The organism is Flavihumibacter sp. ZG627, assembly GCF_000814325.1.
In the GTDB taxonomy this organism is placed as follows: domain Bacteria; phylum Bacteroidota; class Bacteroidia; order Chitinophagales; family Chitinophagaceae; genus Flavihumibacter.
In genome coordinates, this window is the sequence record NZ_JPHF01000005.1 from 131,994 (window position 1) to 147,378 (window position 15,385).

The following is a 15,385-nucleotide window of genomic DNA, read 5'->3' on the forward strand; positions in this document are numbered from 1 at the left end:
TGGTTGGTTTTTTAAACGTTTGCTTGACAACCAGTAAAAATAATCATTTACGGTGAACCACCTGTAAAAGAGAAGGAGCCTTTTCGCCAACACCTCCTGTTTCCCCGGTTGCAATAAATGAATAGGCCGTATTTTCTTCAATAAGGATTTCATTGGTGAAGATCACCACGCTGTCTTTATTCAACAGGTCGAGCCGCCATCCTCCGGCACGAAGGGTGCTGGCAAAATTGGTTGTTACAGAGGAAACATTTGCGATGAAAGGCTGCCTGCTGCCGATCCGAACGGTATCCCTTGTTCTTACCGCTACCAGGCTTAGTGAATCATTTCCGGCAACCGTATTGAAAAACCTTGCCCGCCCAACACTGTCATTTATATTCAGTACATCCTTGAACAGGATGGTTGGCGCCTGGTTATTTACTGCAGTATCAAACTGGATCATGGTATAGTAGGCTCCGGGTTCCCAGGGGAATAGCTTTTCTTCCGGTGCCGGGTCGGCTCCCATCATCCAGCTCGTATTCCGAACCCCGGGACGAAGGGGGATATAAGCATTCGATGCAGTTCCGCTCACCTCGGCAAAAGCCACACCTTCCTCATTTACCTTAGCTCCATCCACCAGAAGGAAAAGGGGCTCACTATCCAACGAGGCATTGATAATGGCGATTTGTGCCCTTGGACCCGTTTTGGTGTCATCATCCTGCTTGAGGCAGCCCGCGAGCGCTGACAACAAAAGCAGAACAATGATCCCTGGAATATATTTATTGGGCATTTTTTGTGGTTTTCATCGCAATGTTAGCAAATTTCCGACCATAGCTCTGCAACACTCCTTCCGGCAGTATAGAACATATTGCCCGTTTATATCATACCAGCCTGGTTTTCATGGTCTCCCAAATCCTCCTCCTCCCGGCCATAATGCAGATGGCATAAGGATTGCGGCCATTTACTACAATTCACAAACCATCCTGTTAATATTTAATCGTAAATCCTATATTTGCCACTCTTTAAAAAATAACATAAAACGAAACAAGTATTGCGATGAGAAGTCTGGTAAGCATTTTTGCTGCTATCCTAATTATGATTTCTTTATACCAGCTTTCCTTCACCTGGTTTGTCAACAAACACGAGAAGTCGATTGAAGAAAAGGCAATGCGGTATGTGAAGTCCTACCCTACACCCGAACAAAAGTATGCCGGTAACAAAGACATGCAGTTATTGTACCAGGATACCCTGGACGAAATAAAGAAGGCCCGGGTTAGCAGATTACAGGACAGTACACGCGATCAGAAGATCACCTGGTGGGGACATAGCTACCAGAAGGCAAAAGAGAATGAGTTGTTGTTGGGACTCGACCTTCAGGGCGGTATCAACGTAACCATGGACGTTGCTTTGGATGGTCTGATCAAAGGGCTGAGTAATAATCCCAATGACCCCAACCTGAAGAAGGCCGTTGACGAAGCCACAAGAAGAAAAGTGAACTCTGATGCTGATTACATCACCCTGTTTGCACAGTCTTTCAAAGATGTGAACGCCGGCGTTAAAATGGCTCCCCTGTTTGCCAATAGCACCCGCAACAAATTGAAAGTTGATGCCAGTGATGAGAGTGTAGTGAGCTATATCCGCGAGCAGGCAAATGCAGCGATGAAGCAGACCTATGATGTATTGACAAAGCGTATCGACAAATTCGGAGTTGCTCAGCCAAATATCAGTCTCGACGAAAATAAAGGTATCATTACCGTTGAACTTGCTGGCGCCAGCGATCCTGAAAGGGTTCGTAAATACCTGCAGTCTACTGCCAACCTCCAGTTCTACGAAGTTTATACAATTGGTGAACTCGACAGAAGTCTCGAAGCTTCTGATAAGGCATTAGCGGTTGTTCTTAAAGGTGATACTGTTGCAGCCCCCCAGCCAACGCCATCTCCTGTTGACACAACATCAGCGAAGACACCTGCCGACACTGCCAACAAATCACTTGCCGACGTTCTCAAAGGTTCTGATACAAGTAAAACACTTGGCCAAACACCTACTGCTGCTCAAAATGCAAACCCGCTATTAAGCGTCATCCAGTTCATTCCTCCCCAGGATGCTAATAAGGATGGTCGTCCGGAATATGCACCCAACCTTGGTTATGTTCCAACAAAAGATACTTCGCTTGTATCATCTTATCTCAACAACCCTGCAGTTATCGGCAATATGCCCGGTGATGTGAAATTCCTGTATGGAATGGCTGAAAAAGATAAGGATGGTAAAGTGCTTGATTTTGTCCCCCTTTATGCAATCAAAAAAGTTCCGGGAACTGATAAGGCTAAACTTGAAGGTGAGTATATCACTGATGCTTACCAGGACTTCAACCCGGTTACCAACCAGGTTACGGTTAATATGACCATGAACAAGCAGGGTGAGAAGATCTGGGCTAAAATGACCGGCGATAACGTTGGAAGGGCCATCGCTATCGTGCTGGATGATATCGTTTATTCCGCTCCTAATGTGAACGAACCAATCAGCGGTGGTAACTCCCAGATATCAGGATCTTTCTCTGTTCAGGAAGGACAGGATCTTTCCAATATCCTGAAAAGTGGTAAGCTGGATGCTCCGGCTAAAATTGTTCAGGAGCAGGTAGTTGGACCAACACTGGGTAATGAAGCCATCAAGGGCGGTACCCTTGCATTCCTGATCTCATTTGCAGTGATCTTCATCCTGATGCTGATATATTATAATACAGCGGGATGGGTTGCCAATATTGCATTATCCCTCAACCTCCTGTTTACGCTCGGTGTATTAAGTGCACTCAATGCAACCCTTACTGCAGCAGGTATTGCGGGTCTTGTACTTACCATCGGTATGGCGGTAGATACAAACGTCGTGATCTTTGAAAGGATCAAAGATGAACTCAACCGTGGTAAAACCTACCAGCAGGCAGTTAACGATGGTTACAGCCGATCGCTTGCACCTGTTATGGATGGTCACATCACCAGTTTACTTACCGCTATCATATTGTTTTATTTTGGTCTCGGTCCTGTTCTTGGATTCGCTACCACTCAAATACTCGGTCTCTTGTTGAGCCTCTTCACCGGTATCCTGCTCAGCCGCATGGTTACTGATTTCTGGACCAACAAGAAGCGTCACTTTAATTATTTCACAAGCGTAAGCCGCAACATTTTCAAGAACGCGAAGTACGATTTCATCAGGTATCGCAAGTATGCTTACATGCTTTCTGCAGTAATACTGTTGCTGGGTATTGGCACTTTCTTCAACGGCTTTAACCAGGGTGTTGAATTCAGTGGCGGTCGCAGCTATATCGTGAAATTCGATAAGCCCGCACCTATTGAAGAGATCAGGAATGCGCTTGATAAAACCTTTGGTAAATCACCTATCATCAAGACTTACGGCAGTAACAACCAACTTGATATCACTACCGATTACCTGATTGAAAAATCAGGCGTGGAAGTGGATGATGAAGTGCAGGTTAAATTATTCGAGGGATTGAAACCTTTCCTTCCCGCAGGCATCTCCGCAGAGGATTTTGATACGAAGCATATGCTTGGTTCAAAGAAAGTAGATGCTACCATTTCTGATGACCTGAAGACAGGTGCCAAGTGGGCTACATTCTGGTCGCTGCTTGTGATCTCATTGTATATCTTCATCCGTTTTCGCGACTGGAGATTCTCTATCGGTACCATCTTCGCCTTGCTGCACGATACATTGGTAACACTCATCGTTTTCTCTTACCTGAAAAATGTTGTTCCTTTCCCACTGGAAATAGACCAGCACTTCATTGCGGCGATCCTGACGGTAATTGGTTTCTCTATGAATGATACCGTTATCGTATTTGACCGAATCCGTGAAAACAGTCACCTGATGAAAGGCGCCAGCAAAGCAACCATCATCAACAAATCCATCAACGATACACTGAGCAGAACTATCATGACTTCTGTAACGGTATTCCTTACCCTGCTGATATTGTTCCTGGTAGGCGGTGAGGTTACAAAAGGATTTGCATTCGCCATGCTGATAGGTGTTATCACAGGTGCTTATTCAACCATATTTGTGGCTACCCCGGTACTCATGGATTTTGCAAAAGACAAACCACTGGGTGAGTCCCACGAAATTGACGATGTAAAAGACAGCAAACTTGCTAAGCCTGTAGTGGCAAAAACATAAACCTGTTTTTACAGATTAAAAAATGCAATCCCCTAAAAAGGATTGCATTTTTTTTATATATTGCATAACCCGTTTACCACGAACATATCTGATCGTTTTACTATTCAATTCCTCTACGGATAACCCATCCAGGCTTTCGTTTTAGCAGATTACTCACCAATCCGAAAATGGGTTATGAACAGGTATGTTATACTTAAAAAGTATAGAGGAATTTTTTGCCTCTTACTCTCGTTATTATTGTTTAGGCTTAATGACGTAAAGGCGCAGGTGGTATTCAACACGAGCACACTCTCCGGCGTGGGAGATGATTTCATAAACCCAACCACGCTTCAGTTCGGACCTGATGGCCGGCTCTATGTGGCCAATCAATTTGGCCTCATCTACATATTCACTATTCAGAAAACCTCTCCGGGAAATTATACTGTCACTGCAAAGGAAGTGATCACTCTTGTTCAGCAACTTTCTAACCGGAATGATAACGGCTCAGCGGCACCTGCTACCAGCAACCGGCAGATCACAGGAATACTTATTTCCGGAACAGCCACCAATCCAATAATCTATGTCAGCTCAAGTGACCCAAGAATAGGTGGCGGTGCAACTACCGGCGATATTAACCTGGATACGAATTCGGGTATTGTATCAAAAATAACCAGGAATGGCAGCAGCTGGGATAAAACTGATCTGGTAAGAGGATTGCCGCGCTCGGAGGAAAACCATTCCAATAATGGAATGGAGCTTGATGCTGCCACTAATACAATCTACCTGGCAATTGGTGGCAATACAAATGCTGGATCACCATCCACCAATTTTGCCTTCATAACAGAATATACTTTATCAGCGGCGATCATTTCCATTGACCTTGATCTCATCGAATCATTACCAACCCGCGGATCAGGTAATACAAAATATAAATATGACCTGCCAACCTTAAATGATCCAGCCCGCGCTGATATTGCCAATCCCGATTATAATGCGGCCCTCCCGGGATCGTCGCCCACAATGGATATCAATGACCCTTTCGGGGGAAATGACGGACTTAACCAGGCAAGGCTTATTCCCGATGGGCCGGTACAGATCTATTCACCCGGTTACAGGAATCCATATGACCTTGTAATTACAAGAACCCTGGGTAAAGCAGGCAGGATGTATACCATCGATAATGGCCCCAACCTTGGCTGGGGCGGCTATCCGCAAAATGAAGGAGCATCCGGAAACCCGCTCACAACATCAGTCACAAATAATTATGTTCCGGGAGAACCGGGATCAAGTGGTCCGGGGGTATCTGATGCACAGGTCAATAATCTCGATAACCTGCATCTTGTATCAGCGCCAGGATTACCGCCTATTTATGGAGGTCATCCAAACCCTGTGAGGGCAAATCCTTCAGGGGCCGGACTCTATTGGTTTGATAATATAACCGGCACGGCCAATTTTAGTTTGTCGCCAACCACCGACTGGCCTCCCCTGCCCCTCTCAATGGCCAATCCGGTTGAGGGGGATTATAGAAACCCAGGTGTAAATGATGGGGCATTAACCACCTTTACAGCATCCACCAACGGGATGAAAGAATATACTTCCACCAATGCTTTTGGTGGCCAGATGGCAGGTGATCTGCTGGCCGTTTCATTTGATGGAATTCTCTGGAGAATGCAACTGAATGATGCCGGTACAGAGGTGACAAAAAAAGAGATCCTGGCATCCAATTTTGGTCAGATCCCCCTTGATGTTACCGCCCAGGGTAACAACGAAATATTTGATGGCAGTATCTGGGTGGCAGACTTCATTGCCAACAATATTTTCATTTTTGAGCCGGCAGAAAACCTGGATACATGGCAGTCAGTGGTGAGCGCTGATGCATCAGTACCTGTGGCGCGGCATGAATGTGCTTTTGCAGAAGTTTCCGACAAATTTTATTTAATTGGCGGCAGGGGCAGCAGGCCGGTGAATGTTTATAATCCGCAAACAAGTACATGGACCACCGCTGCGCCACTCCCTGGAAATATTGAGATCAACCATTTCCAGGCAGTTGCCTACCAGAAAAAGATCTATATCATCGGAGCGTTTACAGGAGGCTATCCAACTGAAACACCAGTGGCAGATATTTATGTATTTGATTCCGAAACCAATAGCTGGACGGTACTGCCAAATGCTATTCCCACCGGCAGGAGACGGGGCTCAACAGGAGCTGTTGTTTATAATGATAAAATTTATATAGTAGGAGGAATCACCAATGGCCATACTAACGGTTGGGTAAACTGGCTGGATGTATTTGATCCGGCAACATTACAGTGGACCAGCTTACCCGATGCGCCACATGCAAGGGATCATTTCCAGGCTGCTGTTACAAATGGAAAAATCTTTGCCGCAGGAGGAAGAAGAACAAATTTTGACGGAACCCTTTTTGGTAATACAGAACCCACTGTTGACGTATTCGATATTACAACCAATACATGGTCAACGTTGCCGGCATCCGCAAACCTTCCAACACCAAGGGCAGGCACCAGTACCGTTGTACTGGATAATCGTGTATGGGTGATTGGTGGAGAAAGCCAGCAGAGCCTGGCCCATAATGAAACAGAAGTGCTTGATCCCATTACCAATACCTGGGAGCAAAAAGAAAACCTGATTACAGGAAGGCATGGCACACAGGCATTGGTTTATAATGCATCCATTTATATAGCATCAGGTAATGGTACCCAGGGAGGAAGCAATGAACTGGCTACGATGGAAACATATCTTGCATCCATCAGTTGTACCGGCGACCCCAATAGTTTCACCATTGATGATGATGCCGACGGCTATAGTAACGGTGATGAAACACTTAACCAGTCGAACCGATGCCTGGTATCGAGTAAGCCGGCAGATTTTGATGGAGATAAATTATCAGACAAGATCGACCCGGATGATGACAATGACGGCATCCCCGATATCACTGATGTTTTCCACCTCGATGCATCAAATGGAACTACGAAAACCTTACCGGTAATATATCCTTTCCTCAATGCCGATCCGGGAACGGGACTATTCGGCCTTGGGTTTACCGGCCTCATGTCTAATGGAAATACAGACCCCGACAATGCTTATGAAGCTGAAAATTCAGGATTGATCATGGGCGGAGCAGTTGGCCTGGCAAGCATCCCTGCTTCCAGTGGTTCTGCGCTTACCAATAACCAGGAATATGCATTCCAGTTTGGCGTGAACATCAATTCTTCAACACCACGATTTACAATACAAACAAGTCTTCTTTCACCATTCTTTGGCGCACTTCCTTTACAACAATTACAAAACCAGACACATGGTGTCTATATCGGAAATGGTGACCAGGATAATTATATCATGATAGCACTGGCTGCCAATAATGGTAACCCTGGTTTTGTAGTAAGAATGGAGAATAATGGCATTGTTACAGAACAAGTATACCCGGTAGCGAATCTTCTATCCGCATCAGGCATTTATATTTATATAGATGTTGATCCGGCTACCGGCTTAGTACAACCGAAATATATAACTGATATAAATGCTGAATTGCAGGATATCGGTAACCCGGTTCAACTCCAGGGTAATTTACTTGCCACCCTGCAGGGTCCGCAGGCGATGGCGGTTGGTATCATCGCCAGCAAAGGCCTAGCTATCAATTCATTTTCAGCGGCGTGGGACTATCTGAACATTCTTGAATCAAGAGCACCGATTGTAGTGAATCCTCTTTCTATACAGGATATTGAAATTAATACTGGCGGAAGATCAATTGATATCGCAAATCTTTTTGCTGATGATAAAGGCCCTTCCAATATTAGCCTCTCCCTTGCTAATAACTCTAATCCCGCCCTGGTAACGTCTGCCACCATCACCGATAAAAAACTCAACCTCTCCTTTGCAACTTCACAGGCTGGCTATAGTGTACTAACGATAGTTGCAACAGATGAAGATGGTAATGCTACCAGCTATGATATTATCGTAAACCTGATAAGGGTTTCCAGGATCAACAGCGGTGGCGGGGCCATTAATTTTAATGGGCAGAACTGGCTGGCCGACCAGTTCTTTACTGCCGGGGGCAGCACCTATTCAGTAAGTCAACCTATCAATAACACCCTGAATGATCTTTTATACCAATCAGAGAGATGGGGTAATTTCAGTTATAATGTTCCCGTGATAAACGGCCTCTATAAAGTAAGATTACATTTTGCTGAGATATTTACTTTCCAGAATCCAGGCCAGCGGATCTTTAATGTGAATATAGAAAATGGCCAGGCGGCTTTACTGAACTATGATATAGTAGCCAAACGTGGGGGCCGCTTACTGGCCGACACGGTTGAATATACTGGCATTACAGTAACCGATGGGTTTATGACCATTACGCTGGAGAGGCTGGAAAACAATGCCAAGATTTCCGGAATGGAGATAATATCAGAAACAGATTTTTCTGCCCTTCCCTTATTCCTGGGATCATTCACAGCAAGACAATCAGGAGATAAAGTGATTGCAAACTGGGATACGCAAAGAGAAGAAAATATAGATTATTTCCTGCTGGAAAGGTCAGTTGATAACCGCAGTTATGAAACAGTTGCGAACATTCCATCAAAGGGAAATGGTAGCGGAAATAAATATGTTGCCATTGATCCGCAACCGTTAGCAGGGAAGAGCTATTACAGACTTAAATGGATAGAGAAAGATGGACAGGTTGGTTATTCAGCTTTTGTACCAATCAATTTCAATTTGCCTAATACGCAGTTTCTGAAGGTATATCCCAATCCTGTTTTTGAAAGCACTTATTATATCGAATTAGGAAGTTATAATAGCGCCGATAAAGTATCTATAGCACTTACTGATATTTCGGGAAGAATCATCCAGGCAAATTCATCACCTATGGTAAATGGACGCAGGATCACCATGCAGAAGCCAGCCGGACTAATTAGCGGGCAATATTATATAGTAGTTGATATCAACGGTAAACAATACACGAAAGCTATATTGATAAATTAAACAGCAAAGGAAGTTCCGCAGCCGCAGGTCTTGCTTGCATTGGGATTGGTGAAGGTGAAGCCGCGACTATTCAATCCATCCTGCCAGTCTATTTGCATTCCTGCGAGATAGATACCATGTGATTTATTCATGATGCAGGAGATACCATCAATTTCAAAATGCTCATCATCTGCAGTTGGGGTATCGAAGCCGAGTACATAGCTCAATCCGGAGCATCCCCCACCCTTTACCCCAAAGCGCAGGAGTTGTGTGCTGTCAAATCCAGGTTCCTGGATCAACCGGCGAACTTCAGCGATAGCGGTTTCAGTTAATTGAACGGGAGCAGATATAGTAGTTTCCATTGATTCCTGATTTATGCAAAAATAACAATTCCCCACCAAAAGGGTTTAATGGTGGGTTGGTGGCAGTAATTATGGCGCTATAATCAATAAAAAAATTTGTTAAGAATCAGTAGCCGTTAAATTTGCTGACCTAATCTTACCAGAATGGATACAACTACCATGATCTTAGTAGCAGCCGGACTTCTTGGCCTTATCGGTGGACTTTATTATTATTATTACAATAAGGATAAAAAGGAGAGTCTGCCTGTAGCTACAGGTGGCGCCGAAAATGAAAATCTTCATTCAAAGCAACTCCGTCTGCAAGCTTATGAAAGACTGGTGATACTGGCAGAAAGAATCTCGCTCCCAAGTGTTATCAGCAGGAATAATGAACCCTCTCTCGGTAAAAGGGATATGCAGCAACTGCTAACTGCTGCCATTAAGCAGGAGTTTGATTATAATCTTTCGCAGCAGATCTATGTTAGTCCCGAAGCCTGGGAAGCCATCCGCAACCTGAAAGAACAAAACATCCATATCATCAACCAGGTAGCTACTATACTACCGGAAGATATATCGGGCATAGAAATGAATAAGAAGATCGTTGAGTTCATCATGAATCAGCCGCAGGGTTCCATGCATACCATGGTACAGGAAGCCCTCAGTTATGAGGCCCGAAAACTAATGAACTGATCGCCGGGTTCATTGCAAAACGATTGTCATGTCTGAGAAAAAATGTTTTACCGACAGTGGTATAGAGATCAAGCGACTTTATAAAAAGGAGAACCTTCCCGCATCATACAATGAGCAGGAGGAACCCGGCGAATTTCCTTTTACCCGTGGGGTGCAACCAGATATGTATCGGGGAAAACCCTGGACCATGCGGCAGTATGCGGGCTTCAGCACGGCAGAAGAAAGTAATAAGCGATATCACTATTTATTGTCGCAGGGCGTAACCGGACTGAGTGTGGCATTTGACCTTCCCACGCAGATCGGGTACGACAGCGACCATGAACTTGCAGAAGGGGAAGTGGGAAAAGTTGGGGTGGCCATTGACAGCATCGAGGATATGCAGGAACTGTTCAAGGGCATAAAACTGGATGAGGTCAGCACTTCCATGACCATTAATGCCACGGGCTTTATACTGCTTAGTCTTTATGTGGCGCTGGCAAAACAACAAGGAGCTGACCTTAAGAAATTAACCGGCACCATTCAGAATGATATTCTTAAAGAGTATGCTGCCCGGGGTACTTATATCTATCCACCAAAACCTTCCATGCGCATTATCACCGACATCTTTGAATGGTGCGGTGCTGAACTTCCCAAATGGAATACAATAAGCATATCAGGTTATCATATCAGGGAAGCCGGGTCAACGGCGGTGCAGGAAGTTGCATTCACGCTTAGTAACGGTAAGGCCTATGTGCAGGCCGCGCTGGAACGTGGATTGGATATCAATCAATTTGGCCGAAGGCTTTCATTCTTCTTCAACGCCCATAACAACCTCTTTGAAGAAGTTGCCAAATTCAGGGCTGCGCGGCGTATGTGGGCGAAGATCATGAAGTCGTTAGGCGCCACAGATCCAAAGGCTATGATGCTCCGTTTTCATACCCAAACGGGAGGAAGCACCCTCACAGCACAACAGCCCCTGAATAATATTAGTCGGGTTACCGTACAAACGCTGGCAGCAGTATTAGGAGGAACTCAATCACTGCATACCAATGGTTATGATGAAGCATTGGGTCTGCCTACCGAAGAAGCCGCGAGAATCGCACTGCGCACCCAGCAGATCGTAGCATTCGAAAGTGGCGTTGCAGAAACAGTAGATCCGTTGGCAGGATCTTACTTTATAGAATCACTTACCGCAGAGATAGAAAAGCAGGCACTGGCACTCATGGCGCGTATAGATGGCATGGGAGGAAGTGTAAGTGCTATTGAAGCAGGTTTTATACAGGACGAGATAGCAAGAAGCGCATTTGATTACCAACGGCAGATAGAACGGGAAGAAAAGATCATTGTGGGTGTTAACAGGTTCCAGGTTAACAATGAAGCGAAGATCCCTGTGTTCCGTATAGATGATTCATTGAGGCAGGTACAAACGGCAAAACTGGCATCGCTCCGAAACCGGCGTGATCCGGCCATCATTGACAGGGTGCTTCAAACCCTTAACGACAGGGCATCGAGCGACGAAAATATCATGCCGGTTGTTATTGAAGCCGTTGAAAATAAATGCACCCTGGGAGAAATTGCAGATGAACTACGAAGTGTTTATGGTGAGCATCGCTAGATTTTAGTTAATTTCCTGCTACAAACATTTTTATATGCTATATCGTCTGGTTTATATGCTGGTGCTCCTCGCCAGTTTCCATGGCATAGCCGTGGCCCAAACCGCTTCCAATCCATTAATTGAATCGAAGGCAAAAGCTATTCTCCCCAGTGTAATCGAGTGGCGGAGGCATATTCATCAAAATCCCGAGCTAAGCAACCGGGAAACTAAAACGATGGAATTTATCGCCGCGCATCTTCGCAAGCTTGGACTGGAGGTTCAGACCAATGTTGCCAAAACCGGTGTTGTTGGCCTGCTCAAAGGCGATAAGCCTGGCCCGGTTGTAGCGCTCAGGGCCGATATGGATGCGTTGCCTGTGGAGGAACGTGTTGATATTCCCTTCAAATCAACAGTTAAAGCAGAATACCTGGGGGGCACTGTTCCGGTTATGCATGCCTGTGGCCATGATAGTCATGTTGCCATCCTGATGGGAACAGCCGAGGTATTGGCGTCGATGAAAAAAGACCTGAAAGGAACTGTCAAATTTATTTTTCAACCAGCTGAAGAAGGCCCTCCCGGTGATGAGGAAGGTGGCGCACCCCTGATGGTAAAGGAAGGCGTGATGGATAATCCACGTGTGGATGCCATCTTCGGACTGCATATTAACTCTACTACCGAAAGCGGTACCATTAAATATAAGCCCGGACCATTCATGGCATCGTCCGATTGGTTTACTATCCGCATCAAGGGAAAGCAGGCGCATGGATCTTCACCATGGGGAAGTATAGATCCGATTGTTGTGGGAACCCAGATCATTGGTGGACTACAAACCATTGTGAGCCGCCAGTCAAACATCATCAAAGGACCCGTGGTAATAACCGTCGGTAAGTTTCATAGTGGTGTAAGAAATAATATCATTCCGGAAGAAGCCATCCTGGAAGGCACCATACGGACCCTTGACGGCAATATGCAGAAGGATGTGCACCAGCGTATCAAAAATACTGCACAGCGCATTGCTGAGGCCTCTGGTGCAGTTGCAGAAGTATCCATCGATACCAAAACACTGGTTACATCAAATGACTCCACACTTACCAGCCTGATGGCGCCATCATTTGCAAAAGCAGCAGGTGCTTCAAATGTTAGCACCCAGCCCTGGACCACCGGTGCTGAAGACTTCTCTTTCTTTGGCGAAAAAGCCCCTGCCCTATTCTTTAACCTCGGTGGTATGCCCAAAGGAATGGATCCTGCCAAAGCACCTGGCCATCATACACCTGAATTTGCCATCGACGACAGCCAGCTTGATGTAGGTGTTAAAGCATTCTGTTATCTCGTATTAGATTATGCCAGCCAGCACGCTAAAATGAAACCTGCCGCGGCAGCAAAGAAAGCATTCTGAAAATGATAGAGTACAGGTCAGTATCAAATATTGATGAGCTGAACGGTATTCTGGCTTTGCAGGAAAATAATTTAAAAGATAATCTTCCCGCTGAGGTTAAAAGCCGGGAAGGATTTCTTACTATCAAACATGATCTGGCTACACTCCAGGCAATGCATGATCTCTGCCCTTCTGTGATAGCTGCAGAACATGATGAAGTAATCGGCTATGCATTGGTGATGCCTGTTGAAGCGAGAGAACTGATCCCCATGCTGGAACCCATGTTCAGCCAGTTCGATACATTGGAATATAAAGACAAGCCGCTGGGTTCCTACAGGTATTATGTAATGGGACAGGTTTGTGTACACAGTAATTACCGCGGTCTGGGCGTCTTTGATGGACTCTACAACATGCATAAGAGATTGTTCTCACCAATCTATGATTTTGTGATCACAGAGATATCTGTCAACAATACAAGATCTATAAGAGCCCATGAAAGGGTCGGATTCAGGACCCTCCATAAACACCACGACCAAACGGATGATTGGTTAGTGGTGTTATGGGATTGGAATGATAATGCTTAATTTTTTTTCTGCTCTTTAGCCCAGGCGTCTTTGAGGGTGACAGTCCGGTTGAAAATTAATTTCTCCTCATTGGAATCTTTATCGAGGCAGAAATATCCTTTGCGTAAAAACTGGTACCTGTCATCAAATCGGGATTTCTTCAAAGAAGGTTCAGCAAATACGGTCTCAACTACTTTCAATGAATCAGGATTGATATAATCCTTGAAATCGCCGTCTTCACTGGAAGGATCTTCCACCCTGAATAGCCTGTCATACAATCTTACTTCGGCAGTAACGGCATGGGCTATACTAACCCAGTGCAGGGTTCCCTTTACATTGATGCCGGAACTGTCTTCACCACTCTTGCTTTCAGGAATATAACTGCAGTGCAATGAGGTGATCTTTCCGTTTTCATCTTTAATGACCTCATCGCATCTGATGATATATGCACTCTTCAGCCGCACCATTTGTCCGGGTGCAAGCCTGAAATATTTTTTCGGCGCAACCTCCATAAAGTCGTCCGCTTCAATATAGAGCTCCCGACTAAAAGGAAGATCGCGGTACTCAACCTTTTCCGCTTCGGGATTGTCCTCACTCTTCAGCATCTCCACCTGCCCCTCAGGATAATTCGTGATGATAACTTTAAGCGGATCAAACACCACCATCCTTCTGTGCGAAATTTTATTCAGATGCTCCCTGATACAAAATTCAAGTAGCGATACATCGATCAGGTTCTCCCTTTTGGCGATGCCTATGCGGTCACAGAAATCAACAATACTTTCCGGCGTATATCCCCTCCTTCTCAAACCGGTGATGGTTGGCATTCTTGGGTCGTCCCAACCAGTTACATGTTTATCATTTACAAGCTGTAACAGTTTTCGTTTACTGGTAACCGTGTAGTTAAGGTTACGGCGCGCAAACTCATATTGGTGGGAAGGGAATATCTCCAGTTTATTGATCAGCCAGTCATAGAGTTCGCGGTGCGGAATGAATTCCATAGTACAAAGGGAATGGGTGATCTCTTCAATAGAATCACTTTGTCCATGTGCGAAATCATACATCGGGTAAATACACCATTCATCGCCGGTGCGGTGGTGATGGGCATGTTTAATGCGGTAGAGGATCGGATCACGCATGATCATATTCGGATGCGCCATATCTACCTTAGCCCTTAATGTTCTGCTACCATCGGGGAACTCACCATTCTTCATTCGCATGAAAAGATCGAGGTTCTCTTCGCGGCTGCGATCGCGGAAGGGACTATTAACCCCGGGTTCTGTAGGTGTACCCTTAAGCGATGCGATCTGCTCTGATGTGGAGTCATCCACATAGGCAAGTCCCTTGTTGATCAGGACAATAGCAAAATCATAGAGCTTGCCAAAATAATCAGATGCATATAATTCATTCTTCCAGGTAAATCCAAGCCAGCGGATATCATCCTTGATACTCTCAACATATTCAGTTTCTTCCGTAACCGGGTTGGTATCATCAAAACGGAGGTTGGTATATCCGGGGTATTTTCTTGTAAGTCCGAAATTGAGACAGATACTGGATGCATGTCCTATATGCAGGTAACCGTTAGGTTCGGGCGGAAACCTTGTTACGATATGATCATATTTTCCTGCTGCCAGGTCGGCTTCTATAATCTCTTCTATAAAATTGAGGCTTTTCTCTTCTTCCTTTTTGTGTTCGCTCATACTGTTGAATCCTTTGGAATGGCGAATTTACT

9 protein-coding genes are annotated in these 15,385 nt (G+C 45.2%); 6 read left to right on the forward strand and 3 right to left on the reverse strand.

What is annotated here, in order from left to right:
- Positions 1–43: 43 nt before the first annotated feature.
- Positions 44–766: a DUF4397 domain-containing protein gene (locus HY58_RS12265; protein WP_039132369.1), complete on the reverse strand. Its 723-nt coding sequence runs from the start codon at positions 764–766 to the stop codon at positions 44–46.
- A gap of 266 nt (positions 767–1,032) precedes the next feature.
- Between HY58_RS12265 and secDF the strand changes: the two genes are divergently transcribed.
- Positions 1,033–4,155, forward strand: a complete 3,123-nt coding sequence (secDF, locus tag HY58_RS12270; RefSeq protein WP_039132371.1) for a protein translocase subunit SecDF — start codon at positions 1,033–1,035, stop codon at positions 4,153–4,155.
- 174 nt (positions 4,156–4,329) lie between these two features.
- Positions 4,330–9,135 (forward strand): kelch repeat-containing protein, encoded by a 4,806-nt coding sequence (locus HY58_RS18920; RefSeq protein WP_082022157.1) that lies wholly within the window; start codon positions 4,330–4,332, stop codon positions 9,133–9,135.
- On the opposite strand, the gene HY58_RS12280 is transcribed toward HY58_RS18920, so the two are convergent.
- On the reverse strand, positions 9,132–9,476 hold the full coding sequence (locus tag HY58_RS12280; protein WP_039132373.1) for an iron-sulfur cluster assembly accessory protein: 345 nt from the start codon (positions 9,474–9,476) through the stop codon (positions 9,132–9,134). The two genes, HY58_RS18920 and HY58_RS12280, sit on opposite strands and share 4 nt — an antisense overlap.
- A gap of 144 nt (positions 9,477–9,620) precedes the next feature.
- On the opposite strand from HY58_RS12280, the gene HY58_RS12285 reads away from it, so the two are divergent.
- The 4 genes from HY58_RS12285 to HY58_RS12300 are packed head-to-tail and all read left to right on the forward strand — an operon-like array spanning position 9,621 to position 13,677.
- A complete protein-coding gene (locus tag HY58_RS12285; protein WP_039132375.1) occupies positions 9,621–10,145 on the forward strand; it encodes a hypothetical protein in 525 nt (174 codons plus the stop codon).
- 28 nt (positions 10,146–10,173) lie between these two features.
- Positions 10,174–11,739: a methylmalonyl-CoA mutase gene (locus HY58_RS12290; RefSeq protein ID WP_039132377.1), complete on the forward strand. Its 1,566-nt coding sequence runs from the start codon at positions 10,174–10,176 to the stop codon at positions 11,737–11,739.
- 34 nt (positions 11,740–11,773) lie between these two features.
- Positions 11,774–13,114, forward strand: a complete 1,341-nt coding sequence (locus HY58_RS12295; RefSeq protein ID WP_039132379.1) for an amidohydrolase — start codon at positions 11,774–11,776, stop codon at positions 13,112–13,114.
- Between the two features lie 2 nt (positions 13,115–13,116).
- Entirely contained in the window at positions 13,117–13,677 is a 561-nt protein-coding gene (locus HY58_RS12300; RefSeq protein ID WP_039132381.1) for a GNAT family N-acetyltransferase, read from the forward strand.
- On the opposite strand, the gene HY58_RS12305 is transcribed toward HY58_RS12300, so the two are convergent.
- On the reverse strand, positions 13,674–15,353 hold the full coding sequence (locus tag HY58_RS12305; RefSeq protein ID WP_039132383.1) for a glutamine--tRNA ligase/YqeY domain fusion protein: 1,680 nt from the start codon (positions 15,351–15,353) through the stop codon (positions 13,674–13,676). The two genes, HY58_RS12300 and HY58_RS12305, sit on opposite strands and share 4 nt — an antisense overlap.
- Between the last annotated feature and the right edge of the window lie 32 nt (positions 15,354–15,385).